The organism is Streptomyces sp. NPDC054786 (genome assembly GCF_053611685.1).
The window spans coordinates 25252-49069 of the sequence record NZ_JBSHAW010000007.1; the positions used below are offsets into that span (position 1 = coordinate 25252).

Consider the following 23818-nt stretch of genomic DNA (forward strand, 5'->3'; position numbering starts at 1 on the left):
CAACAGCCCCGCGCATGCACCACGCCCCACACACTCACCGTTTAGCACGCTGACCCCTTCAACCACTCACCAGACCCTCGACGTATGGGGAAAGGGCGCCAAAACGTCCTCTGAGTAAGTGTGTTTGAACGCCGGCCGTGCGGTCTGTACGGCCGGATGAACTGGGGTGTGGGCGTCTGCCGCATAGAGTGGATCACGACGGGTAATCCGCAATCTGCGATCAGGGAAGTGTGACGTGCCGCGTATGACGCTCCAGCCGCAGGAACTGTTCTCCAGCAGGCCGTGGGGCTTCTCCCAGGTCGCGGTCTCCCCACCGGGAAAGATCGTCAACATCGCGGGTCAGGTGGCGTGGGACAGCAACCACGAAGTGACGGCGGTGGGGCGGGAGGCGCAGCTTCGCCAGGCGCTGAAGCATGTGTTCATCGCTCTCGAAGCCGTCGGCGGCACTCCGGACGACATCCAGATCCTTCGGCTCTACCTTCCGAACTTCGAGTCCGGTCCCGAGGCGGATCTGATCGGTCGCGTCCTCGTCGATACCTTCGGAACGGAGAACCCGCCCCCGTCCTCATGGATCGGAGTGCAGGCTCTGGCGCAGCCGGAATACCTCGTCGAAGTCGAGGCCATGGCGGTCGTACCGGAGGAGAACGGCGCGGGGTGACTGATGCCGTCCGGTCGTGAGGCAGTCGGACGCGCGGGGGCGACGACGTCGTGGTGAGCCCCACGATCGGCGGGGCCGGTAGCAGCGGGCCGGGCAGGTGCTCGGCCGCACCGACGTCCCGCAGTTGCCTTTGATCCCGCGTGCGACCTGGGAGCCGGGTCAACCGGAGTGGGTATGTCCTGGCGTCAGCGTCGAGGCACAGACGCGGCTACGGCGTGTACGTGTATCGAAAGTCGACCTTGGCATGAGTGGTCGAGGAGGAGGCGTCACACCGCCCACGGGGCCGTGCGGTCGAGGAATTCCCTTACTGTCGCGCCCAGTTCCGCCTGGTGCGTGAGGTAGAAGTCGTGGTGCCCGTCGATCGTCACGACTTCTGTGCCAGGCCGGAGACGGACCATCTCCTCCGCCTGCTGGGGCGGGACGACCGGGCTGCGTCCACCCCGCACCACCATCAGCGGCTGCTTGGCTGCGGTGAAGTCGTCCCACCAGTCGCCTCGGACGCCGACCTTGGCGGCATGTACCTCCTCCGCCCGCCACAGGAACCGCCAGCCCTCCGGTTCCTCCACGGCGCTCTCGGTGAAGTGCCGGGGCTCGTCCATAGGCGCGAGTGCGTCCAGCATCGCCCGCATGCTCGGGAAGTGCGTCGGCAGTGCGTGCAGCTGATCTTTGCCGATCGGTGCCCGGTACTCCGCCGGAAAGTCCACCACGACCACGGCCGAGACCAGTTCCGGTCGTCTCGCGGCCAGTTGGTACGCGTTGATGCCGCCGAGTGAGTGTCCGACGATCGCGACGGGGCCGAGTCCGAGGTGTTCGACGAGTGCCGCCGCGTCGGCGACGTAGCCCTCTCGCCCGTAGTCGTCGGGGTGGTCGGAGAGGCCGTGGCCGCGCTGGTCGAGCGCGATGAGCCGGTATTCGGGTCCGAGGTGATCGGCGAGCCCGAGCATGGAGCGGCCGCGCCCATAGGAGCCGTGCAGCGCGAGGACGGGGTGGCCGGTGCCGCCCAGGTCGAGGTAGGCGAGCCGTATGCCGTCCGGGTTGCGGAAGTACTGCGTGGTTGCCGTCGTCATGGCTTTGACTCTAACAGAGGTATCTCTATTAGAGGTATAATTTTGCGCGACTACTCTGGACAGCCACGACGACCGCGAAGTACGCACCTCGGAGGCCCGGTGCTCACCCTCTGCATCCTCGGATTCCTCAACGAGGAACCCCTGCACGCGTACGACCTGCGCGCCCGCATCTCCGGCCTCAGCGGCCATGTGCGCCCCGTGAGCGACGGCGCTCTCTACCCCGCCATCAAGCGCCTGGAAGCCGCCGGGCACCTCACCCGCCACACCGAACCCGGCGAACGCGCCACACCCCGTCAGGTGCTCACCCTCACCGAATCCGGCCGCGCCGAACTCATGCGCCGCCTACGCGAGCCCGCCGACCTCGAGATCACCGACCGCAACTCCTTCTTCATCCTGCTCGCCTTCCTCGGCCGGCTGCCCAACCCCGCCGACCAGGCCCGCGTACTGCGCCGCCGCCTCGCCTTCATGGACGAGCCCGGCAGCTACTTCTACGAGGACGGCCGCCCGCAGCGCGCCCGCGACATGACCGACCACTTCCGCCGCGGCATGCTCCAACTCGCCAACGCCACCAGCAAGGCCGACCGCGCCTGGCTGGAGCGCACCATCGGAGAGCTGGTGTGCGACGCCTAGCCGCGCTCGTCGAATGCGCTGGTCACAGCCACTCGTTGAGAGCCGCGACGAGAACGGTCGCCTCGTAGCGAACCGCATGCCTGGCCCGGAACCAGAAGGGCACCTGGCTTCGGATGTAGGCAGCCATGCCGCCCCTTCGGGCGAGTGGCCGGGCCTGCGCCGGGTCCGCCGCGATCCGGCGCAGGCATCTTGCTGTCAGGACACAACTCCTGGTGAGACGCGCGGGTCAGCGGGCGGTGAGGTCGCGGGCGGTACGGGCGATGTGGGTGTGGGAGATGCCGGCGGCGTCGAGGAGTTCGGTGGGTGTGCCGGAGACGGGCAGGTTGCGGACGGCCAGGTGGGCGATGGCTGGGGCCTGGCGGTGTTCGGCGAGGGCGGACAGGACTGCTTCGCCGAGGCCGCCTTCGGGGTGGTGGTCCTCGACGATGACGAGGGCGTGAGTGTCCCGGGCGGCGCGGACGAGGGTATCGGCGTCCACGGGTTTGACGGAGTACAGGTCGATGACGCGGGCACTGATGTTGTCGGTGGCGAGTTGATCGGCGGCGACCAGGCATTCGTGCAGGGTGACACCGGCGCCGACGAGGGTGACCTGGTCCTGGTCGGTGGCGCGCAATGTTTTGGAGCCGCCGATGGGGAAGGTTTCGTCGGCGGTGTAGAGGACGGGGTAGGCGCCTCGGGTGGTGCGGAGGTAGGAGATGCCTTCGAGGTCGGCCATGGCGACGGTCAGGGCTGCGGCGGAGGTGGCGTCGCTGGGGTAGAGCACGGTGGAGCCGTGCACCGCGCGCATCATGGCGAGATCTTCCACGCCCATCTGGGAGGGTCCGTCGGCGCCGATCTCGACGCCGCTGTGGCTGCCCGACAGGGCCAGGGTCACCTGGGAGATCGCGGCCATGCGGATGAAGTCGTGGGCCCGAGTGAGGAATGCGGCGAAGGTCGCGGCGTACGGGCGGTAGCCGCGGACGGCCATGGCGACCGCCGAGGCGATCATTTGCTGTTCGGCGATGTAGGTCTGGAAGTAGCGCTCGGGGTGGGCCTTGCCGAAGTCCTCGGCGTGGGTGGAATTGCCCACTTCCGCATCCAGGACGACGACGTCGGCGCGTGCGCCGAGTGCAACCAAGGCCTTGCCGAAGGCCACGCGGGTGGCGACCTTGTCGCCGGCCTCGAAGTGCGGCAGTTCGATGGTCACGTCACCCATGGGCTCGCGGGGGTGGGCGTCGGCGGGCGGCCGGGGGCCGCGGACGGTGAGGTGGCGTACGCCGCCCAGTTCGCCGATGGCGCGTTCGGCGAGGTCGTCGGGCAGGGCCTTACCGTGCCAGCCCTCGGCATCGGCGATCTCCGCCACACCCTGGCCTTTGACCGTCCTGGCGACGATGACAGTGGGGGCCTGTCCGTCGGCGGCAGTGGCCAGGGCCTGGTCGATGGCTTCGAGGTCGTGGCCGTCGATGAGGAGAGCGCGGCAGCCGAAGGCTTCGGCGCGGCGGGCGTAGGCGTCCGTGTCCCAGCCCAGTTCGGTGGGTCCGCATTGACCGAGGCGGTTGACGTCGATGATGGCAATGAAATTGGCCAGCTGGTGGCGGCCGGCCTTGTCCAGGGCCTCCCACACCGAGCCTTCGGTCATCTCGCTGTCTCCGCACAGCACCCATACGCGGTAGGGCTGCTTTTCCAGGTCGCGTCCGGTCAGGGCGATACCCACGCCGTAGGCGATGCCCTGGCCCAGTGAGCCGGTGGCTACGTCCACCCAGGGCAGCACCGGTGTGGGGTGGCCCTGCAGGCGGGCGCCGTTTCGGCGGTAGGTGGTCAGCAGTTCCTGCTCGTCGATGGCTCCGGCGGCGAGGAACATGGAATACAAGAGGGGGGAGGCGTGGCCCTTGGAGAAGATCAGGTGGTCGCCTGTCGAGTTCGTCGGCTGCTGCCAGTCGTAGCGCAGGTGGCGGGCCATCAGGACGGCCATGAGATCGGCAGCGGACAGGCTGGAGGTGGGGTGGCCCGAGCCGGCCGCGGTGCTGGCGCGAACGGAGTCGACGCGCAGCTGCTGGGCAAGCTCGAAGACCTGGTCCAGATCGCTGTCGGGACCGATCAAACCGGTAGATCCGTGCTCGGCCGTCATCACGGCCTCCTTCCTGCAGAAACGCTGATACCACGTGCCTGTACCCCGTGACCCGGGCGGGGTCCCGGATGCAGCCGGCTGTACGACCGTTTGCTGAGGCCGACGGCCGTTTCGGGTGCTCCAACGTCCGGGCGTGCTGCTGGTGAGGCGAACGCCCCGCTCTGCGGGTACCCAGATCTACGCGAACCTCTTCGCTGCCCGGCGACTCTTTCTTGGCCGCCGTTGCGCTCGCTCGGCTCACCCCCGGCGACGCGTGCGTCCCCTCTCGCCCCCGTCCTGACCGTCGCCGGGCCGGCGCAGGCCGGGGGCTCCGCGGTCGGCCCGGCCCGGGGCGAGAAGCGGATGCCGCCCCGCCGGACCCTGCGCCGACCTCCACCTCGCCACGGCCTGGCGCCTCCGGGATCACGGCCGGTCCTGACCACCGGTCTGCCGCCCCGTACAGACGGGACTTTGAAGGCCGGCTCTAGCCGCCCGCAGTCACGGCCTTGAGCTCGTCCAGCGATTCCCGCATCAGCTGCGACATTTCGCGTTTCTCGGCCGCCATGATCCAGCGTTCGAAGCCGACCTTGAAGACGGCGAGCCCCGCCTCGGCGGTCAGGCTCGCGGCCGGCTCCGCGACGCCGCGTCGGCGCAGGGTGTCGGCGAGCGCGGCCGACATCGAGGCGAGCTTGATCAGCTCGCGCTCCTGGAGTTCCGCGTTCGCCATGATCACATCCTGCCGCTTCCGCGCGTACTCGCGGCGATCGGCGAAAAATCCGGAGACCGCGTCAAGGCCCACCGCCAGCGCGTCGATCGGTGGCGCGGACTCCGGCGCGTCGGCGACCGCCTGCGCAAACAGCTCCTGCAACTCGCGGGAGCCGGCGAACAGCACTTCGCGCTTGTCGGCGTAGTGCCGGAAGAAGGTCCGCTCCGTGAGCCCGGCCCGTTTGGCGATCTCCGCCACGGTGGTCTGCTCGAACCCGCGCTCGCTGTAGAGCTCCAACGCGGCTTTCGCCAGGCGCCCGCCTGCGTTCGGCTCCCATCTACCCATGCGCAGATCCTACGTGATGACAGTGGCTGACATCAGGTGTAGCCTCGATGACAGTGACTGACATCAACTGTTTGGAGTTCCACCCATGCGCATCTTTGTGACCGGCGCGTCCGGCTGGATCGGCTCCGCCGTCGTCCCCGAGCTCATCGACGCGGGGCACCAGGTCGTCGGGCTCGCCCGCTCCGACGCCTCCGCCGCCGCACTCACCGCGGCCGGGGCGGAGGTCCTCCGCGGCACCGTCGACGATCTTGACGTCCTGCGGGGCGCGGCCGCCGCCTCTGACGGGGTGATCCACCTCGCCTTCAAGCACGACATCGCGTTCACCGGCGACTTCCAGGGCGCCGCCGAGGCCGACCGCCGCGCCGTCGACACCTTCGGCGACGCGCTCGCCGGCACCGACCGCCCCTTCGTCCTCGCCTCCGGCCTGGTCGGCCTCGCGCCCGGGCGGGTGGCGACCGAGCGGGACATGCCCACGATTGACGGCTCGCCGCTCTCGATCCGGTCGGCCACCGCCCAGGCGGTGCTCGCCCTCGCCTCACGCGGCGTGCGCTCATCCGTGGTGCGCCTCTCTCCCACCTGCCACGGCGAAGGCGACCACGGTTTTATGGCGACCCTGGCCGCCATTGCCCGTGCCGAGGGCGTCTCCGGCTACCTCGGCGACGGCGCCAACCGCTGGCCGGCCGTCCACCGCCTCGACGCGGCACGGCTGTTCCGCCTGGCGGTCGAGAAGGCCCCCGCCGGATCGGTGCTGCACGGTGTCGCGGAGGAGGGCGTCGCGATCCGCGACATCGCCGAGGTGATCGGCCGTCACCTCGACGTGCCGGTGACCTCCGTGGCTCCCGAGGCCGCGGCCGAGCACTTCGCCTGGCTGGGCGCCTTCCTCGGTGCCGACGCCCCGGCATCGAACAGCCTGACCCGCGAACTGCTGGGCTGGGAGCCGACCCACCCCGGCCTCCTCGCGGACCTCGACGAGGGCCACTACTTCCACGCCCCTGCCACTACCGCCTGACCGGCCGCGGGGAGGCCACAGGTGCGGTGCGTCGAGTCTCACGCAGATAGCGTTTCCACAGGGTCGTCGAGTTGACTGAATGGGCGCATCGGAAGGGCCGCCTCCGGGCGGACCGGGCGCGGCTTCGAGGTCTGACCCGGATCGGCGGCCAGGTCGACGGCGGCCACACTGCCCACTGCCCCCTCCGCACGGCGACGGACAACACCAGCGGCTCGCCTGTCCGTCATCGGTCGGTCACCTCAATGCATCACCCGTTCAAGGAACTTGGGGCCAGGAAAGTCATCACCGTCCTTGGGGCGGGCCCGGCTCGTCAGCTCGATGGCGCCCGTGCACGCCACCCGGTCCGCCACCTTCGCGCACGCCACCGCCTGCCGCAGATCCGACGTGGCCAGCATGGGGCTGACGGCAAGTCCCTCACGGCCGTCGGGGTGGGAGGTGAGCCGCGCGTCACGGCCGACCCAGATCGACACCTTCTGCGCGCCGCCGGAGCGCGGCAGCACCTCCGACCAGACGGTGCCGCACGACGGGCTGAACCGGAGCCGCACGGTGTAGGTGGTGTCCACGATGGCGCTCTCCGCGCGCGCGTCGCGATTGCAGCCGAGCCGCCACGGGTACCGCCCCTGGCATCGGTGGCCGTGGCACGCATGGGACGCATCCCCGTCCGTCCGCGCGGCACGTGCGGGAATCTCCACGATCGAGGCCGCCGCTCCCATGGTTGCCACCAGTGCCGTCAGCGCCACCAGCGCTCCGGCGGTCCGCAGCGCCCCGGCGCTTCGCAGAACCTTTCCGGCCCGCCCGGTCCGTTCCGCCACGACGGGAGCCGTGGGCGGCTCGGACGGGTCGGCCACGGGGGCGGTGCGGGCGAGGTACGCGGCGTCGTACACCGCGAGCAGCCGTTCCTGATCCGCGCCTGCCACCTGGCCGAGAGCCTCGACCGCGCTGCGCGGCGGCAGCTTCTCGCCGTTGAGATAGCGGTGCCAGGCGGACTTGCTGTACGGGGTTTTCCTGGCCAGCCCGTCCAGGCTCAGCCCGGTCCGTTCCTTGAGTACGCGCAACTCCTCCGCCAGACGTTGCGCGGCGGAATCGAGCGTGTCGGGCAGCGGCCGCCAGTGGGACACCATGTGCGCTTCCCCTCACCACCCTGCTTCCGACCCGGGAGGGTCCGCTTCAGCGTCCCCGACCGGCGATCCGGGGGTCTGTTTCCTCCCGGATGGCGGAATGTGTACCCACTCGCGGCGGCCGATGACACCCCGCACGCACCGAACGGAACATGTCAGCTGAGCGCTTTGTCATACAGTCGGAAACTGCGACCGCCCGCCGGACCTTCGACGAACCCCAGGCACAGTCGCGGCGTGCCGTCACCCCGCAGCACGGCCAGGCCTTCCGGCTCGCGCGGCGACAGGCCCGGAGCCGTCCGCTCCAGGTGCTGCCACACCACACGTCCGGTCCGCAGATCGATGCGGTACAACCGGGTGTTGCCGCCCGAGGCCGCCGGATTCCCCGTTCCGTACGCACTGCCCAGGAGCTGGTAGGCGTAATTGCCGTACAGAGCCATGCCTTGGAAGGGCAGCCCCAGTTCGGCGTCCGGCTGGGCGAAGTCGGTCAGCGGAAGGTACCAACTGGCCCGGAACCGGTCCAGGTCGTACAGGGCGAACCTCGGTATACCGTCCCTCTTGTACCGCAGCAGCAGTTGTCGGTGCGTCACATCAAGGGCGGGGAAGTTGCTGGTGGAGCCGGTGACGGGGCGGTACGAGCCGAGTTCGCCGCTGCCGCGTTGCAGTACCTGACCGTCCGTGAAACGGAAGCGGCACACCCCACGCCCGTAGCCGGATGACGGGTTGGCATCCCACTCCGTCCACAGTGTGACGCCGCCCGCGGATTCCTCCAGCCCGATTGAGCCTCCGTGGCCAAAGCCCTTCAGATACATGTGGCCGGCCGCGGAGCCGTCAAGGGTGAGCCGGTTCAGACACAGATCACCGTTCCTGACACGTTCCGCGTGGGGAGCGGCCGTCTCTTCGCCCGCCAGCCGGATCCCGCCCGCCACCAGCTGCAGGGCGTAGAGATGACCTTGCCGTTCGTCGACTGCGAACGACTGCAGCACCGTGGTGTGCCGCAGCCGCCCGGCGAGGAACGGCTGGCCCGCCGCGGACAGGGCGGGCAGCTTCCGGCTCGGTGCCGGTGCCGGTGCCGCCCGCGCCCACTGCGCCGGCACCACGGCAGCCGCCGCCGCGATCACCCCGAGGCCGCACACGGCTCTGCGTCCCGGCCGTGGCTCCTGCATGTCTCTGACCATCAAGCGCTCCAAGAACTCGGACCGGCTGCCCGTCCGCTCGCCCCCTCGAACGGACGGGCAGCCAGAGGTCATTGCGGCGTCACCGCGGAAGCCGGGATCAGTTGCTGAGGAACCGGCACCACGGGACGGCGCGGAAGGCGTGGACGTAGTGGGCGGAGACATAACCCCGGTGGTGCGAGAGCTTGTACCAGCGCTCATTGCCCCGCACCGTGCTGCCGTTGGTCTTGCACACGAGGGACCGCACGCGTCCGGCGCGTACGGTGTCGACCACGCGGTAGGCGGTGCCCGGACCCGAACGGACATTCAGGTTGATGTCGTTCGGGGTCACCACGCGGCCGTACGCATGAGTGGTCCTCATCGTCGCCGTGCTCTGGTATGCGGAGTGCCAGCCGGGGGCGGGGTCCGGACAGGAGTCGGCGAACGCCACCGCGGGGACCATGGCGAGAGCGGCGACCGCGGCGACCAGGCCGCTGCGGATCATGCGTCGAGTCATCGGATTCTCCTTGAGCGATCTGCAGGTCCACCGGAGCGTGACCCTGCGTCGCTCAGCGTTTCCGACGACTCACGCGATGATGCGTCCCAGCCGTCCCAGGGAGAAAGTGGAACGCGCCGGCCCGCACTCCAGGCACCTGGAGGCCGGCTCCCACCTCCTGCACACCCGCAATGCCACCGCGTGCCCCGCCCCCACGCCGCCCCACCAGCCGACAGACCGTCGCCCCCGAACGCGTACGCGGGGACAGGAGCCGCACGGGGTGCTCACGGAGCGGGGAGGGCCGCGGGCGGGCTGTGGCGGCGGGGACTGTGCCCGCGGCGGCGAAGAGGGGAGACGGGCCCAGGGAGCTGTTGAGGGCGATGAGCCTCTCCTCAAGTTGTGTGGCGGTGCGGTGTCGGCGGCTGCCGGGCAGGTGGCAGTGGAGCTCTGCGACGGCGCGGTCGTAGGGGGGCACCCACAGGGGCGTGGAGGCGAGCAGTCCTTGCGCTGTGTATCGCCGCGGGTGGGTCTCGGGGCTCTCCCAAGCCTGCGCAGAGCGCGGGGCTCGGCGCCGTAGGCACCGGCGATGCTGACGGTGACGGGCCAGTCGGTGTACCGCTCGCCGCTGAGAATGCGCGAGAGGTGGCCGGCGCAGCGCGCGGCCCCTGCAGAGGCTGCGTAGGCTGCGTTGGGAGGCCATTGCCCACATCGAGATGTCGGCCGTTTGGCCCCGTTGGATCGTTGCCGTGGCCGCTCTGCTGTCGCGAGCCCACCGGGAGGGCAGAATGGCCTGATGAGGGTGTTGCCGGTGTGGTCACAGGTACGCCGCTGGGTTCCCGCCGTGGTGATCGCTCTCGCGGCGTTGGTGGATCTGCTGACGCCTCCCTCGATGTCGTCCGCTCCGCTGCTGGCCGTGGCGCCGGTGACAGCAGTTTCGCTGCTCAGTCCGGCGGGCATCGTCGGGATCGGCCTTGCCGCGATGGTGGTGCAGACGGGGCTGGCGTTCGTCGACGGAACCTACGACTGGCAGGGCGACGCGGTTGTCCAGATCACGCTGGCGGCCGTCACCGCACTGGCGGTCGGCCTGAACCGGTCCCTGCGCACGCAGCACGTGAGCGCGAACCGGGCACGCTACGCCGCGGAGGTGGCCCAGCGCGCCGTGCTGCCCAGCCCCCCGAGCCGACTGGGGGACCTGCGGATCGCCGCCCGCTATGTACCGGCCGAAGACATGGCGCTGATCGGCGGCGACCTCTACGTGATGCAGGAGACTCCGTTCGGTGTGCGTGCCATGGTCGGCGACGTGAGGGGTAAGGGCCTGTCCGCCGTCACGGCGGTCAGTGTCGACATCGGGGTCTTCCGCTACGCGGCGGACCATGAGCCCGACCTGCCGGCCCTGGTGGATTGCATGGAGGAGGCCCTGTTGCGCGAGGGCCAGCGCAGGGAGGGCCTGGATGCGACCGAGGGATTCACCACCGCCCTGATCGTTGAGTTCGCCGAAGACCTGAGTCAGGTCCACATCGTCAACCGCGGCCATCCCGCCCCTCTGCTGCTGTATGCGGACGGCCAAGCGCGCGTACTGGAGCCGGGGGAGGAAGCACCGCCCCTGGGCATCGCCGCTCTGGGGGGCTGGATATCACCGGTGGAGACGTACCCCTTCCCGCCCGGGGCGATGCTGCTGTGCTTCACCGACGGCGTCACCGAGGCCCGTGACCCGGCCGGCGTCTTCTACGACCCCGCCGAGCGCGTCCCCCGCATGATGCAGTCCTACCTGCGCCAGACCGGCCATTTCCCGGAACCCGCGACGGTCCTCGATCTCTTGGCCCGAGACGTCAGCCGCCACAGCGGAGGCGCGCCCCAGGACGACCAGGCCCTCCTCGCACTGCACCGACCCCGGCCGGTGCAGGACCTCCTCGCCCGGCCGCTATAGCGACCGGGCCGCCGAGCGCTGCTTCCTTGCCGGTGTGGCTATCTACTTCGTATTTTCGCAGGTCACGACGTGATCGCGAGGCCCGGTCACGCGACCAGGCCCAGCCAGGCCGCCGCGAGTGCGGCGTGACCGGCCGGCGTCGGGTGTACGCCGTCCGCAGCCCAGTGCTCCGGCCCGGTCGTCGCGGCGAGCTCGGCGAACATGCCGTCGGCGGCGAGCAGATGCGCGCCGTACTTGCGGGCGAGCTTGCGCACGACCTGGATCTTCGGGTCCAGGTCGGTGCGCCATTCCTCTCGCTCTTTCTCTCCGATGAGCGCGACACCGGCACCGGCCTCGACGACGCCGTGGATCGGCAGGAGAAACGGCTCGATGAGGATCAGCCGCTAAGGAGAACGGCGTAGCTGCTTTAGATTTCCGGACCCCCGAACCAATGGCCGGCGGCCCGCTCGAACGCTTCGCGATCAGGGGTGCGATCACCTGCCCAGGCGACTACGCCGTCGGGTCGGACAAGCACGGCACCCAATCCGAGGTCGTTTTTCGCCGGACCGGCTGCATACCGCATCCGGCTCTCCCAGCCCCTCGCTGAACCGCGCAGGCATCGGTCGGTGCTGAAATCGAGCGCGACGCCCCGTCCGTCGCACATCAGGTCGCCGAGGCGAGTGCCGTTTTCGAGACGAAGGTCCGGGGCGCTGCGGCCGACCAACGGATGCTCGCTGCCAAGGTCGTAACGGATCGACGATCCCGACACCCTCTCGAACACGTAGGTCGTTCCGTCCCGGGTCCCGATCAGGTCGCGAACCAACCCTTGGACCGCCTGGCCATGCGGGTCCGGCCGCATGACCGCCACCTGGGCGCGCGACCAGTCGAGCACCCCTGCGCCGATCGGATGGCGCTCGCGGGTGTAGGTGTCGAGCAGCCCGTCCGGCGCGTATCCGTGCACGGTCGCCGCGAGCTTCCAACCCAGGTTCATGGCGTCACCGATGCCCGTGTTGAGTCCCTGCCCGCCAAGGGGCGAGTGGATGTGAGCGGCGTCGCCCGCGAGCAGGACACGTCCCCGCCGGTAGGTCGTCGTCTGCATCGCACGATCGGTGAAGCTCGACGCGAGATGCACGTCGCTCAGCGTCACGTCGGTGCCGGATACCCGGCGCAGAACTGCCTGGAGATGGTCGCGAGTCGGCTGCTGCGAGCGATCGAACGCGCCGCCGTCGAAGTCCATCATGCCGATGTGCCCTTCCGAGAGCTGGAGGTACATTCCCGTCGGCGTCAGGTTGATCCCAGAGCGCAGTTTTTCGGAATCGGCGACGGTGGCGTGCATGGTGTAGCCGGTGAACTGCGGCTCGGTGCCGACGAATTCGAAGCCCGCGAGCCCACGCACCGCACTGCGTCCGCCATCGCAGCCGACGACCCAGCGCGCCGCGTACTCGTGCTCGCCGGCTTGCGCGATCGCGCTCTCCTCGTTCTGGGTGATGGCGGAGACCGTGACGCCGTGCCTGATGTCCACGCCGAGCTGGGATGCCTGCTCGGACAGCAGCGTCTCGACCGCTTCGAGGTATGTCAGCATGCCCTCCATCGCCGGGCCGGGAAGCCGGTACGGCAGGGCGGTGACGTCGACCTGGGCCGGATCGAGCACCATGCCGGCGAAATGGCCCACGCCCCGAGGGGGTGACGGCTCGTCCGCGTCGGGGGCCGCGCCGGGATCGTCGTGGACGCCCGACGCGGTCAGTAGCTGGTGCAACATCCCGCGGCGGTAGAACGCCTCGACCGATGCGACGGACAGGCCCCGTGTCCCGAGCCGCTTCGCCTTGAACGGGGAGTGGGGCACCGGCTCCCGCTCAAGCACCAGGACAGAGCAACCAGCGAGGCCAAGCTCGCAGGCAAGGAACAGACCAACCGGGCCGGCGCCCACGATCACTACGTCATGCACGAGAGATTCCCTTCCCCAAACCACAGCCGGATGGGCACCCGGCAGGACCTCTCGAAAGGTGCCGGACCCCACCGACATCGGACCGACAGTCCCCGATATGCCACCGACACCGGACTGACAGCCCCCGGAATGCCGCCGACACCACGACTCAGCCGCCCGATCCCCCTGGTCAGAGCGCGATCAGGCAGGAGGAGGCTTTACCGGTCTCAACCCCGGGGACTGTCTCGTTCGATTCCCGAGCCGGGTAACTCGAAGTGGAGCTTCGCAAACAGGCACTACGCCTGTTCTTTATCTCCTGGACCCTCGGAGCTGGGGTGTCCGATCATGGGTGGATGACTGCCTTCTACCATGTGTGCTTTGTGGTCCCGGACGTCGAGCAAGCGATGCGGGACTTTCAGCGTTCGGCTGGGGTCGAGTGGAGTGATCCTGTGTCCGACCGGCTTGGCGAGTGGGACTACCGCATCGTCTTCAGCATGGGCGGGCCGCCGTTCATCGAACTCATCGAGGGACCCGCAGGCAGCCCCTGGGACGGATCCCAGGGAGCCAGATTCGATCACATGGGCTTCTGGTCCAGCGATGTCCGACAAGGTTCCCGGCGCTTGGAGAAGGAAGGCATGCCCGTGGACTTCTCCGGCTGTCCCCTCGGTCGGCCGTTCGCCTACCACCGCATGGACAGCATCGGTGCCCGCATCGAACTCGTCGATGTCAGCCGGCAGGCCAGTTTTCTCCATAGGTGGCATCCGGTCGGGGAACCGATGCCTGCCATCGACGAGACCTCCAGAGGCTGAGCTCGCGCTGCGCGGGCCGACCCGGCCCCACGTTCCCACACAGGTGACGCGCTCGGCCGACGGTCTTACCGGGCCGTTTCCGTCCAGGTGACCGGCAGTTCGTGGACGCCGTAGATATTCATGTCGGTCCTGAGTTTCACCTCGCCGGCGGGGATGGCGAGCTTGAGGGTCGGGAAGCGACGCAGCAGTCCGTTGAAACCGGCGCGCATCTCGATGCGGGCCAGTTGCTGGCCGAGGCATTGGTGGATGCCGTGGCCGAAGGACAGATGACCGCGGGCCTTGCGGTGGATGTCCAGGGTGTCGGGGTTGTCGAAGCGCCGGGCGTCGTGGTTGGCGGCCAGCAAGGAGACAATGACGGTCGATCCGTTGCCGATTGTTTCACCGCCGAGTTCGATGTCCTCCGTGGCGTAGCGATAGAAGATGTCGGCAATGGACAGGTAGCGCAGGAGCTCCTCGACGGCATCGGGCAGCAGATCCGGGTTGGCGCGCAGTTCGGCCAGCTGCTCGGGGTGCTCCAGGAGCGCGAAGGTGCCCAGTGCCAGCATGTTGGCGGTGGTCTCGTGGCCCGCGAGCAGCAGCAGGAAGGCGATGCCGGTCAGCTCCTCGATGGTGAGGTCGTCGTGGCGGGCCAGGTCGGACAGTATGTCTTCGCCGGGGGCGGCGCGTTTGCGCGTGACCAGTTCCGAGAGGTACGTGGTCAGTGCGCCGTACGCGGCCATCTTCTCGTCGAGCGGCAGGTCCTTGACCAGGAACTTAGCGGAGTTGACCTGGAAGGTCTCCCGGTCCGCGTAGGGGACACCGAGCAGTTCGCAGATCACCAGCGAGGGCACCGGCAGCGCGAACTCCTTGACCAGGTCGACCGGCGGGGTAAGGCGCGCCAGTTCGTCCAGTTGCCGCTCGGCGACGTCGATGATGTGCTCTTCGAGCTGCTTCATACGTTTGACGGTGAAGGCGCCGGTGAGCCTGCGCCGCAGCCGGGTGTGGTCCGGCGGGTCCATGGCGATGAACACGCCCGGGATCTGTGGGGACGGTTCGGTAGCGGCGGGCATCCCGGGTGTCTCGTACGGCACATGGAGAACGCCGATGTCCTGGCGGGAGCTGAACCGGGTGTCGGCCATGAGCTGGCGGACCGCGTCATAGCCGGTGACCATCCAGCCCTCGTGACCGTCGGGGAAGACCATGGGGCTGACGGGGCGAGCCTCGCGCAGCCGGGTGATTTGGCGGGGCGGGTCGAAGGGGCCCGCATCGCGCTCCATGGGGAGGCCGTGCGGTACGGGAACGGGTTGACTCATCGGATGGCCTTTCGTGGCGGTTGTTGCGGTCAGACGGCGGGGGCGACTGCGGACCAGGGACCTCTGGACGTGTGCATGACAGAAGAGGCGATGGCGCCATCCCGCTCGCAGGCTGAAGTAGCAGGAGGATGGGGTGAGTTGAGGATGGTGCGGGGGTGCGTGGGAGTGCTCAGGGCTTGGCGCGGAGGACGTCGATATTGCCGTACCGGGTACGGGCGCGAACCTCGACGGTGTCCTCGGCCTTCTCCGGGGACTCGGACGCGGTGAGTGTGTTGCGAACCTGCCCGTAGCCCGAGCTGACGTCGAGCCAGGCGGCCGTGCCCTCGCGGATACCGACCTCGATGGCGCCGTGGGAGGTCTCCAACTGGACGGTGCCGCGGGTCACTTCGGCCACGCGCAGGGTGCCGTGCGCGGTGGTCGCGATGACCGAGCCCTCGGCGCGCACGATGTCGATGTCGCCGTTGGCGCCGCTCACCCGCAGCTCCCCGGTCGCGGTGCCGACGGTCGTGGTGCCGTGCGAGTTCTTCAGGATCGCGGGTCCGTCGACGAGGCCGACACGCAGACTGCCGGAGCTGGTGGTGATCTCGGCCGTACCCTCGACGCTGTCCACGGTGATCGAGCCGTGCGACGCGGTCAGTTGCAGCGGCCCGGTCGTGTCCAGGCGTACATCGCCCGAGGAGGTCTTCACCCGGACCTCGCCGAGCCGGCCCTCGCCGAGCACCTGGGCCCAGGCGCCGGTCATGTCGATGCGCGAGCCGGTGGGCAGGTCGACCGTCACGTCGACGATGCCGGTGCGCCCGAGCAGATAGCGCTGCTTGGGCGTCCGGACGGTCAGGCCGCCGCTCGCGTACCTCACCTCGGTCTGCTCGGCGGCCCGCACGTCCGCGTCCCGCTGCGGGTCGCGGGGCCGCACCTCGACGACCGTGTCGAGGCGATCGCCCGCGGTGAACTGGATGGAACCGGCCTCCACGTGCGCCGTGGCCGAGATCGGTTCGGGAGTGTCAAAAGAAGCCATGGCTGTCCCGTCCTCTTGGGTCTCATGGTCGTCCCCGCTGGTGGGGACGTGGTGTGGGTGAAGTGGTGCGGGTGCGGGTGCGGGTGCGGCTAGCGCACCCAGCCTTTGAAGTTCTGTCCGACGGTGTGGGTCTTCTCCGTCGTACGTGGCCGCGTGCCGCCGTCGACCGCGGCCGACACGGCGCGCACCAGCCACGCGTTGACCGACAGGCCCTCGCGGTTCGCGGCCTCCTCGGCGCGCGCCTTGAGGTGGGCCGGCAGTCGCAGATTGACGCGGGCGGTGCCACCGTCGTCGCCGTCCGTGGGGGGCGGTGCCGCGAGTGGTTCGGCGGGTGCGGCCGCTGCTTCCGGGGGGCCGCTGTCACTGGGCGGCAGCGTCACCACGAAGTCGGGGTCGAGCCCGCGCAGCCGTACGTCGACCGAGCCGGGGGCGAGCTCGCGGGTGATCTCGTCCATCGCGGCGGAGAGCACATGGAGCATGGTCAGACGGGTCGCCGACTCCAGAGGAGCGGTGAGCCGCTCGGCCAGCTCGCGGGCATCTTCCCCGCCGGCTTCGGCGGCCACCGCGAGTTCGCGACGCAGGGTGTCGACATACGGAGTGAGGTCCATGACGTCATGATGGCACCACTATGGCGCCATGCGCAAGCCTGCGTGGCGCCTCATGCGGGGCGGGCTTGAGGGTGGCTGCTCTGAGCTGGTGAATGGGGGAGGGAGCGACCCGAGTCATTGTGGCGCCATGCGTGCTCATTTGGCTTTGGGGACATGGAATGGCGCTGGGCGACACCAGGTGACACCGGATGGTGCCAGGCCGCGCCATCCGACGTCATGTGATGCCATGTGATGCCGCAGGGTGGCGGCTCGCACCACCAGGAAGTCCACCGGCGTCACCCACGGCTTCCTTGTCTTCGACCAGGCGCCGTTGATGTTCTGCCGTCGGATCACCTGCCGATGTGGCCCCTCGGTGTCGCACCCCAGTGAGCGCGAGTCGACCAGTAGGTGCAGATCGCAGTGGCGCAGCCCGGCGACCTGCCCTGGGCGAAGGCTCACCCTCGCCAGCAGCATGATCAGCCGGTCCCTCGCCGGCCGGCCGACCCGGAACATCGCGACCACCACAAGCGTCAACGGCAACTGGTCGAACTGCCGGGGCGAAGCGGCGGCGAAGCGGCGGGCCTCAAACCAGCTCATCACAGACCAGGGGAGGCCATCTACCAGCATCAATGACGTAAAAGCGGTAGCGGATGTGCTGTGCCGGAATGCTTCCTCGACGATCGGACCGCGCGGGTGGTCGCCGGCGTATTACGTCAGCGCTGAGGTAATATCCTGTCTGCGCCCTGCAGTTGTATCAGGCGCCGTACAAGGCGCCCGGCCCACGTGAACTTCCGTGGGTCTTTGACGAGGACTTCGCCAGGGCGACCGACGACGACACGACTACTGTTGTGGCCATGAGGACCTGGTTGCCACTGTCGGCGGTTCCCCGACTCGCCGGCGCGGTGGTTTTCGGAGCGGTGATCGGCGTAGTCGTCGCAGTGCCGACCGGCACGCTGTTGGGCATCCTTTCTGGAATTGCCGCGACGGAAACGGTCTTCGTTGTGGCAGGCTGGATCGTGCTGTGGCCCATGGATTCCACTGCCACTCGCGACAACGCCGGCCGCGAGGACTTTCTGCCCGCTGCCGAGGAACTGACTGTCGTCATGGCTGCCCTGTGCGGACTGGTTGCCATTGTGCTGCTGCTCCTGCTCGGCAAGTCCGACGCCGGCCACGCCGCGGCCGCAACCGCGCTCGCCGGCGTTTTCATGGCCTGGGCCGCACTGCACCTGATGTACGCCACCCGCTATGCGTACCTTTATTACATGAAGCCCGCGGGTGGAATCGACTTCAACTCCGAGCGTGCGCCGGCGTACAGGGACTTCCTCTACTTCAGTTACAACCTCGGCATGACCTATCAAGTCTCTGACACCGACGTTTCGAGTACGACGATCCGTGCGATCGTGCTTCGGCATTCGCTGCTTTCCTATGTTTTCGGAACCAGCATCCTGGCGACGACCATCAATCTCGTTACCGGAATCGTCACGGGCTGATCCAGTCGTGCCGCTCAATTCGAACCATGAGTCTGGAGCGGCGCGCTCGGCGGCAGTGGACCGAGTCGAACTCACGCACGAATCGCCCCCACCGTGCTCCCGGTGGGGGCTCGTGCGTGAGCGGCGGGTTCGCTTCGTGCTCGAGCGGTTTGCTTCGGCACGCAGCAGGATTGAGGGAGGGAGGCGGATGCGCTTCATCGGCAACCGCCGTCCGGCGTCCCGCGGGGTGGGCGGCTAGTGCATACGTTCGATCGGCAGGTATCCCACTTGGAGGCAGGCTCCATGGTTGAGTCACAGCCCGTGATTGTCCCGCCGGCCAGGGCCACCGTGTTTCTTGTGGTCACTGTCGCACCAGGCGGTGAGGGCACGGTCCGTGACCTGCTCCAAGATGTACCGGCGCTGCATCGCTCGGTCGCCTTCCGCGCACCCCACGAGAAGCTGAGTTGCGTCGTCGGTATTGGGTCGGCGGCCTGGGATCGGCTCTTCAGCGGGCCGCGTCCTCGAGAACTGCATCCGTTCGTGGAGTTGGTTGGCCAGCGCCACCGAGCTCCGGCCACACCTGGCGATGTCCTCTTCCACGTGCGAGCCCGACGCATGGACCTGTGTTTCGAACTGGTCCGGCTGATCGCGGAGCGGCTGAGCGGAGCGGTCACCGTGGTCGACGAGGTGCACGCCTTCAAGTACTTCGACGAGCGCGATCTGCTCGGCTTCGTGGACGGTAGTGAGAACCCTGGGGGAGAGCTCGCGGTCGCCTCCGTATTCATCGGTGATGAAGACCCCGACTTCGAGGGAGGAAGCTATGTGATTGTTCAGAAGTATTTGCATGATCTGGCGGCCTGGAATGCTCTGTCGTCGGACGAGCAGGAAAAAGTCATCGGACGGACAAAGCTGGCAAATATTGAACTCCCCGATGACGTCAAACCTGCCGACTCTCATGTCGCGCTCAACACCATCACCGACGAGGATGGGAACGAGCGCAAGATTGTTCGTGAGAACATGCCGTTCGGCAGTGTCGGGCAGGGTGAGTTTGGCACATACTTCATCGGCTACGCGCGCACTCCGCTCGTGACCGAGCAAATGCTGAAGAATATGTTTCTCGGTGACAGCCCCGGCCGGCATGACCGGATCCTAGATTTTTCGACCGCGGTTACCGGGTGCCTATTTCATGTGCCGACCGCCAACTTCCTGGACGAGCTTCCTGCTGCGCCAGACAGTGCAGTGGCGAGTGACGGTTCGTTGGGGATTGGCAGCCTAAAAGGAGTCTGACCATGACCACGCTCAACGGCATGAACAACCTGCATCGCGAGCTTGCCCCGATCACGCCCGAGGCGTGGGCCGAAATCGAAGACGAGGCGCGCCGCACCTTCCGGCGCAATCTTGCAGGTCGGCGAGTTGTGGATGTCTCCGGCCCCGACGGCCCCGAGACCGCTGCGATGGGGACAGGCCATCTGTCCAGCATCAAGGGGCCGGCGGAGGGTGTCACTGCACAACTACGCGAAGCACAGCCCCTGGTGGAACTCCGCGTGCCGTTCAAGGTGGGACGCGCCGCGATTGACGATGTCGATCGCGGCGCCAAGGACTCTGACTGGCAGCCGGTCAAGGACGCAGCGCGCGCCATGGCATTCGTCGAAGACCGGGCAATTTTCGACGGATATGAAGCAGCGGGCATCGATGGCCTGCGTGATCGTACGTCCAATCCAGTTCTGACTCTCCCGGAAAATCCACGCGACTTCCCGGATGCCGTCAGCCGCGCTCTGACCACTCTCCGTCTGGCAGGCGTCGGAGGACCGTATTCACTGCTGCTGGGCGCCGCTGCGTGCACAGCGGTCAACGAGACCTCTGATCATGGCTATCCCATCGCGGCTCATCTCGGTCGCATGCTGGACGGCCACCTGATCTGGGCGCCCGCACTCGACGGGGCATGCCTGCTGTCCACACGAGGCGGGGACTTTGAATTGAAACTTGGCGAGGATCTGGCGATTGGCTATACGGCGCACGACGAGACCCAGATCGAGCTCTACTTTCGTCAGACCTTGACGTTCCTGGTGTACACGGACGAGGCCGTGGTTGCCCTCGGTCCGCCGGCGAACGGATGGGTGGAGGGGTGAGGGAGATCTGAGCCGCCGCGCCACCGTCAGCACCCGGCCAGGGAGATGCGTGAAGAGGCTCGACGGCAAGGGTGGACGCGAGGTCTCCGCCGATCTGGCGGAACCAGGCCGCGGTTTCACGAAGGAGGACGCATGGCGCATCATCACAAATCCAACCGAGCAGTCGAAGGGAACCCGGGGGGCGGCCATGGAAGAGGCCTGCCGCGGCGACCTGATGATGAAGCACTTGAGAGGCGCACTCTGCAGGATCGACAGGAGGTAGGCCTTCGTGCGGGGCAACGCGAGAACCCCGGGACCCTGTACGAAGCGGAGGAAACCGAGATCGCCCGCGAGGTTGCCTCGGGCGAGATGCCGACGATGGCAGCGCATCGAAAGGAACGAGAGCCCTACCCGCCAAGTCACTATGGAACCTGAAGATGCAGCAGGTCAGTGTCTCCGCAGCTCAGAGGGGCAAGCGTCGCACTCCAGGTCAGCGAAGGGCCGGCATCGGGCATGACCCGGATACGCCGGAAACCCGCCACGGGATGACCTTGGCGTCCTGAGCGGCTCCGGCTGTCACCCTGTCGGCTGAGCGTCGCTGGTGGTGACGTTGGATGTCGTCGGGGGCGGGGCGGGTTGCGCCCCGATCAGACGGTCAGCTTCTGGCGTCTGCCGGGGCACGGTCGCATCACTCCCCGGGCAGGGACGGGTCGTCGCTGGGACGCGGGGAAAACCGAGCGCGACCCATCAGCGACACCGGCGGGCGTTGAGCCGGGCGGCCTGGCGCGTCAGGTGGTCGCGCTCGGCGAGGTTGGGTGCCTTTTGGGCCGCCTCGGCGTACAGCCGTGCCGCCGTCGCCAGGTCGCCGTCGCGCTCGTGGAGGTACGCCGCCACCGCGGTGTGGCGGGGCAGTGAGTCGTTCAGCGCCGCGAGCGCCGCCAGGCCGGCGCGCGGTCCGTCGGCCTCGCCGACGGCCACCGCGCGGTTGAGCCGGACGACCGGGCTGTCGGTCAGGCGCGCGAGCTCGTCGTACCACTCGACGATCTGCACCCAGTCGGTCTCCTCGGCGGTGGGCGCGTCGGCGTGGAGTGCCGCGACGGCGGCCTGGGCCTGGAACTCGCCCAGCCGGTCGCGGGCAAGGGCCGCCTGCAGGATCTCGACGCCCTCGGCGATCGACTCGGTGTCCCACCGGCCCCGGTCCTGCTCGGCGAGCGGCACCAGACTGCCGTCGGGCGCGGTCCGGGCGGCGCACCGGGCGTGGTGGAGCAGCATGAGGGCGAGCAGCCCCGCCACCTCGGGGTGGTCGATCGCGGCCGCGAGCTGCCGGGTGAGCCGGATGGCCTCGGCGGCGAGGTCGACGTCGCCGGAGTAGCCCTCGTTGAAGACCAAGTAGAGGACGCGCAGCACGGTGGCGACGTCGCCGGGCTGGTCGAACCGCACGCCGGAGACGGTGCGCTTGGCCCGGCTGATGCGCTGGGCCATGGTCGCCTCGGGCACCAGGTAGGCCTGGGCGATCTGGCGGGTGGTCAGCCCGCCGACGGCGCGCAGCGTGAGCGCGACCGCGGACGACGGCGTCAGCGACGGGTGGGCGCACAGGAAGTAGAGCTGGAGCGTGTCGTCCACCGCGGGTGCGGGGCCGGGCGCCGGCTCCTCGTCGACGAGGTCCTCCCGCCGGCGGCGGGCGGTGTCCGCCCGGTTCGCGTCGAGGAACCGGCGCCAGGCCACGGTGACGAGCCAGCCCTTCGGGTCCCGCGGCGGGTCGGCCGGCCAGACGCGGACCGCCTCGACCAGCGCGTCCTGCACGGCGTCCTCGGCCGCCGCGAAGCTGACTCCGCGGCGGACGAGGATCCCGAGCACGCTCGGGGTGAGGCTCCGGAGCAGGACCTCGTTCACCTGAGAGGTCACTCCGTGATGGTGGGCGGCGCGGCCAGGAACGGGCGGACCTCGAGCCACTCGTGGATCGGCTTCCCGCCCGCACCAGGGGCGGCCGACAGTTCCCCGGCCAGCTCGACGGCGCGCTCGTAGCTGTCGACGTCGATCACCATCCAGCCGGCGATGAGGTCCTTGGTCTCGGCGAACGGGCCGTCGGTGACCGGCGGGCGACCCTCACCGTCGTACCGGACCCACCTCCCCTCGGGAGCGAGCGCCTGACCGTCGACGAACTCGCCGGTCCCCTCGAGCCGGGCCGCGAAGTCCTGCATGTACTGCATGTGCGCCGAGATCTCCGCCGGCGTCCACTGGTCCATCGGCACGTCGTTCACTGCAGCCGGGGCGCCGCGGTAGTGCTTGAGCAGCAGGTACTTGGCCATCGTGTCTCTCCTCGGTGCTGGTGCGACCTATTTTGGTCACGTTCACCTCGGGGACGGAGCCAGTCACGGGTTCTCGACATCGCCGGCCGATTTTTTTTGGCTCTCTCGGACGAGCCCGGGTGAGCGGTCCAGATGAGCCCGGGTGAGCCGTCTCGCGGTGTCCGGATCCACGGCGTGGCGCGAGGGCGAGACGGAGCGAGGCCTCCGAGGTCGCCAAGCTCGGCGGGACGCTGTGCCAGCGGTGCACTGAGATCCTCGATATACACCGAATATGCCCCCTTCGCGCCCTTTTCGTCTTGCCGTGACCGGGAGCAGTTGGCGGCGTTCGGTGGCCGGTGTCAGGCGCGTGGTCTCTCCGCGCGGTGCACTTGCCCTGCACAGGGTGGACGGGGCGTTCGCCTTCGCCCTGCGTGCAGCGCTTGCCAAGGCACTGCCGGCTCTTCCGCTGGTGCCGGCCGGGCGGGCTCAGCTTGCTGTCTACGCCATGTTGGGCGCCTTCACCACCACGTTCGCGCGCAACCTGCCCTACCCCTGTGGGTGAACTGGACTGATCGGTTCCAGCCACGCATCCACACCATCCACGGAATGCGCGGTCCCTCAGAGCACCAAGGAGACACGCCCCTCTAGGGGAACTCGGTAGCGGGCTCGGTGGCGTAACGGCTCATTGTTTGGATGCTCGCCTGTGGGGTCAAAGCCTGGCCGCCGGCAATCATGTCCTGCAGTTCTCGGAAGTACTGCACGTAGAGGTCTGGTGTGAATGTGCTGAGCATGACGGCTGGTTGGTCGGTCATGTTGGCGAAAGTGTGCGGGGCTCCGGGCGGGACCATCACGAGCGTGCCCGCGGTCGCGTCGTAGTCCTTCTCTCCGACCGTGAACCGCACCGTGCCGGAGATGATGTAGAAACCCTCGTCGTGCTGGGCGTGACGGTGCTGCGGAGGACCGGGCGTGTGCGGCGCGAGGACGGACTCGGCGAGCCCGAGCCGGTGCCCGGTGTTGCTGCCGTCTTCGAGGACGCGCAGTCGCGTGGTGCCCAGGAAGATCGTCTCACCGTCGCCCGGACCGACCACTGAGACGGCGGGGTCGGCAATCGGCTCACTGGCCTTCAGATCGTCAGTCATGCTTCGATTCCACTG

24 protein-coding genes and 1 pseudogene are annotated in these 23818 nt (G+C 68.6%); 10 read left to right on the forward strand and 15 right to left on the reverse strand.

Annotated elements, in window-relative coordinates; all coding sequences use genetic code 11:
• Positions 1 to 244: 244 nt before the first annotated feature.
• Positions 245 to 658 carry a RidA family protein gene (locus ACWGI6_RS08045; protein ID WP_393910001.1) on the forward strand — a complete coding sequence of 138 codons (414 nt, stop codon included), beginning with the start codon at positions 245 to 247 and terminating at the stop codon, positions 656 to 658.
• A gap of 266 nt (positions 659 to 924) precedes the next feature.
• Here the strand turns inward: ACWGI6_RS08045 and ACWGI6_RS08050 are convergent, their stop codons facing one another.
• On the reverse strand, positions 925 to 1725 hold the full coding sequence (locus ACWGI6_RS08050) for an alpha/beta fold hydrolase (RefSeq protein WP_453266711.1): 801 nt from the start codon (positions 1723 to 1725) through the stop codon (positions 925 to 927).
• 99 nt (positions 1726 to 1824) lie between these two features.
• Between ACWGI6_RS08050 and ACWGI6_RS08055 the strand changes: the two genes are divergently transcribed.
• Positions 1825 to 2355 (forward strand): PadR family transcriptional regulator, encoded by a 531-nt coding sequence (locus ACWGI6_RS08055; RefSeq protein ID WP_453266712.1) that lies wholly within the window; start codon positions 1825 to 1827, stop codon positions 2353 to 2355.
• 226 nt (positions 2356 to 2581) lie between these two features.
• Here the strand turns inward: ACWGI6_RS08055 and ACWGI6_RS08060 are convergent, their stop codons facing one another.
• Positions 2582 to 4462 carry a transketolase gene (locus ACWGI6_RS08060; RefSeq protein WP_453266713.1) on the reverse strand — a complete coding sequence of 627 codons (1881 nt, stop codon included), beginning with the start codon at positions 4460 to 4462 and terminating at the stop codon, positions 2582 to 2584.
• Positions 4463 to 4925: 463 nt separating this feature from the next.
• Positions 4926 to 5492, reverse strand: coding sequence for a TetR family transcriptional regulator (locus tag ACWGI6_RS08065; RefSeq protein WP_453266714.1), 567 nt, complete (start codon positions 5490 to 5492; stop codon positions 4926 to 4928).
• 85 nt (positions 5493 to 5577) lie between these two features.
• Here ACWGI6_RS08065 and ACWGI6_RS08070 point away from each other — a divergent pair, with 85 nt between their 5' ends.
• Positions 5578 to 6501: an SDR family oxidoreductase gene (locus ACWGI6_RS08070; RefSeq protein ID WP_453266715.1), complete on the forward strand. Its 924-nt coding sequence runs from the start codon at positions 5578 to 5580 to the stop codon at positions 6499 to 6501.
• A gap of 239 nt (positions 6502 to 6740) precedes the next feature.
• Here the strand turns inward: ACWGI6_RS08070 and ACWGI6_RS08075 are convergent, their stop codons facing one another.
• From ACWGI6_RS08075 to ACWGI6_RS08085, 3 genes are all read right to left on the reverse strand, one after another.
• On the reverse strand, positions 6741 to 7622 hold the full coding sequence (locus tag ACWGI6_RS08075; protein ID WP_453266716.1) for a helix-turn-helix domain-containing protein: 882 nt from the start codon (positions 7620 to 7622) through the stop codon (positions 6741 to 6743).
• Positions 7623 to 7774: 152 nt separating this feature from the next.
• Positions 7775 to 8782, reverse strand: a complete 1008-nt coding sequence (locus tag ACWGI6_RS08080; protein WP_453266717.1) for a phage baseplate protein — start codon at positions 8780 to 8782, stop codon at positions 7775 to 7777.
• Positions 8783 to 8891: 109 nt separating this feature from the next.
• On the reverse strand, positions 8892 to 9287 hold the full coding sequence (locus tag ACWGI6_RS08085) for an SH3 domain-containing protein (protein ID WP_453266718.1): 396 nt from the start codon (positions 9285 to 9287) through the stop codon (positions 8892 to 8894).
• A gap of 772 nt (positions 9288 to 10059) precedes the next feature.
• Between ACWGI6_RS08085 and ACWGI6_RS08090 the strand changes: the two genes are divergently transcribed.
• Complete coding sequence (locus ACWGI6_RS08090; RefSeq protein WP_453266719.1) at positions 10060 to 11193, forward strand: PP2C family protein-serine/threonine phosphatase; 1134 nt, start codon at positions 10060 to 10062, stop codon at positions 11191 to 11193.
• A gap of 86 nt (positions 11194 to 11279) precedes the next feature.
• Here ACWGI6_RS08090 and ACWGI6_RS08095 read toward each other — a convergent pair whose 3' ends face one another.
• Together ACWGI6_RS08095 and ACWGI6_RS08100 are read right to left on the reverse strand one after the other, a co-directional pair.
• Positions 11280 to 11447: a hypothetical protein gene (locus ACWGI6_RS08095; protein WP_453266720.1), complete on the reverse strand. Its 168-nt coding sequence runs from the start codon at positions 11445 to 11447 to the stop codon at positions 11280 to 11282.
• A 152-nt stretch (positions 11448 to 11599) separates the two neighbouring features.
• The gene (locus tag ACWGI6_RS08100) at positions 11600 to 13117 is read right to left on the reverse strand and encodes an FAD-dependent monooxygenase (protein ID WP_453266721.1); all 1518 of its coding nucleotides are present in this window, start codon (positions 13115 to 13117) and stop codon (positions 11600 to 11602) included.
• 332 nt (positions 13118 to 13449) lie between these two features.
• Here ACWGI6_RS08100 and ACWGI6_RS08105 point away from each other — a divergent pair, with 332 nt between their 5' ends.
• Positions 13450 to 13905 carry a VOC family protein gene (locus ACWGI6_RS08105; RefSeq protein ID WP_393909957.1) on the forward strand — a complete coding sequence of 152 codons (456 nt, stop codon included), beginning with the start codon at positions 13450 to 13452 and terminating at the stop codon, positions 13903 to 13905.
• 65 nt (positions 13906 to 13970) lie between these two features.
• On the opposite strand, the gene ACWGI6_RS08110 is transcribed toward ACWGI6_RS08105, so the two are convergent.
• The 4 genes from ACWGI6_RS08110 to ACWGI6_RS08125 all read right to left on the reverse strand — a co-directional run bounded on the left by ACWGI6_RS08110 (position 13971) and on the right by ACWGI6_RS08125 (position 17396).
• Positions 13971 to 15197, reverse strand: coding sequence for a cytochrome P450 (locus ACWGI6_RS08110; RefSeq protein WP_453266722.1), 1227 nt, complete (start codon positions 15195 to 15197; stop codon positions 13971 to 13973).
• Between the two features lie 169 nt (positions 15198 to 15366).
• On the reverse strand, positions 15367 to 16212 hold the full coding sequence (locus ACWGI6_RS08115; protein WP_453266723.1) for a DUF4097 family beta strand repeat-containing protein: 846 nt from the start codon (positions 16210 to 16212) through the stop codon (positions 15367 to 15369).
• Between the two features lie 89 nt (positions 16213 to 16301).
• Positions 16302 to 16820: a hypothetical protein gene (locus tag ACWGI6_RS08120; protein ID WP_453266724.1), complete on the reverse strand. Its 519-nt coding sequence runs from the start codon at positions 16818 to 16820 to the stop codon at positions 16302 to 16304.
• 135 nt (positions 16821 to 16955) lie between these two features.
• Positions 16956 to 17396: a hypothetical protein gene (locus ACWGI6_RS08125; RefSeq protein ID WP_453266725.1), complete on the reverse strand. Its 441-nt coding sequence runs from the start codon at positions 17394 to 17396 to the stop codon at positions 16956 to 16958.
• 257 nt (positions 17397 to 17653) lie between these two features.
• Here ACWGI6_RS08125 and ACWGI6_RS08130 point away from each other — a divergent pair, with 257 nt between their 5' ends.
• The 4 genes from ACWGI6_RS08130 to ACWGI6_RS08145 all read left to right on the forward strand — a co-directional run bounded on the left by ACWGI6_RS08130 (position 17654) and on the right by ACWGI6_RS08145 (position 20659).
• Entirely contained in the window at positions 17654 to 18289 is a 636-nt protein-coding gene (locus tag ACWGI6_RS08130; protein ID WP_453266726.1) for a DUF1345 domain-containing protein, read from the forward strand.
• Between the two features lie 282 nt (positions 18290 to 18571).
• The gene (locus ACWGI6_RS08135) at positions 18572 to 19555 is read left to right on the forward strand and encodes a Dyp-type peroxidase (protein ID WP_453266727.1); all 984 of its coding nucleotides are present in this window, start codon (positions 18572 to 18574) and stop codon (positions 19553 to 19555) included.
• 20 nt (positions 19556 to 19575) lie between these two features.
• Positions 19576 to 20397, forward strand: coding sequence for a family 1 encapsulin nanocompartment shell protein (locus ACWGI6_RS08140; protein ID WP_453266861.1), 822 nt, complete (start codon positions 19576 to 19578; stop codon positions 20395 to 20397).
• A 49-nt stretch (positions 20398 to 20446) separates the two neighbouring features.
• A complete protein-coding gene (locus tag ACWGI6_RS08145; protein ID WP_393909950.1) occupies positions 20447 to 20659 on the forward strand; it encodes a hypothetical protein in 213 nt (70 codons plus the stop codon).
• 464 nt (positions 20660 to 21123) lie between these two features.
• Here ACWGI6_RS08145 and ACWGI6_RS08150 read toward each other — a convergent pair whose 3' ends face one another.
• Both ACWGI6_RS08150 and ACWGI6_RS08155 read right to left on the reverse strand, forming a co-directional pair.
• Positions 21124 to 22269, reverse strand: a complete 1146-nt coding sequence (locus tag ACWGI6_RS08150) for an RNA polymerase sigma factor (protein ID WP_453266862.1) — start codon at positions 22267 to 22269, stop codon at positions 21124 to 21126.
• 8 nt (positions 22270 to 22277) lie between these two features.
• Positions 22278 to 22685: a YciI family protein gene (locus tag ACWGI6_RS08155; RefSeq protein ID WP_393909949.1), complete on the reverse strand. Its 408-nt coding sequence runs from the start codon at positions 22683 to 22685 to the stop codon at positions 22278 to 22280.
• A 271-nt stretch (positions 22686 to 22956) separates the two neighbouring features.
• Here ACWGI6_RS08155 and ACWGI6_RS08160 point away from each other — a divergent pair.
• A pseudogene (locus ACWGI6_RS08160) lies at positions 22957 to 23217 on the forward strand (FUSC family protein); the annotation flags it as partial.
• A gap of 91 nt (positions 23218 to 23308) precedes the next feature.
• Here the strand turns inward: ACWGI6_RS08160 and ACWGI6_RS08165 are convergent.
• Positions 23309 to 23803, reverse strand: coding sequence for a cupin domain-containing protein (locus tag ACWGI6_RS08165; protein WP_453266728.1), 495 nt, complete (start codon positions 23801 to 23803; stop codon positions 23309 to 23311).
• Positions 23804 to 23818 lie beyond the last annotated feature (15 nt).